Annotated in this window: 1 pseudogene; it reads left to right on the forward strand. The window is 68.9% G+C overall.

The features are described from left to right. Positions 1-16: 16 nt before the first annotated feature. A pseudogene (locus EF903_RS33630) lies at positions 17-264 on the forward strand (hypothetical protein); the annotation flags it as partial.

Here is a 264-nt window from a genome sequence, read left to right on the forward strand (position 1 = left end):
CTCCACTGACACCTCCGTGACGATCAGCCTGCTCGGCACCAAGAAGTACGACGAGGTGCGCGCGGTGACGGGCCCGCGGACGAACGTCACCCCGCCGAAGAAGATCTCCGCCCCGGGACCGCAGTGCGAGGTGCAGACCCCGCTGGAGGGCTTCGACGTCGCCGTCGACCGGGTCTTCGTCAAGGGCGGCAAGGAGGTCGGCCGGGAGACGTACAAGACGCACTACACCCCGCGTGACGAGGTCTCCTGCGACCCCGAGACCCC

The sequence above is a fragment of the Streptomyces sp. WAC05292 genome, from assembly GCF_003949955.1.
Lineage (GTDB): Bacteria > Actinomycetota > Actinomycetes > Streptomycetales > Streptomycetaceae > Streptomyces > Streptomyces globosus.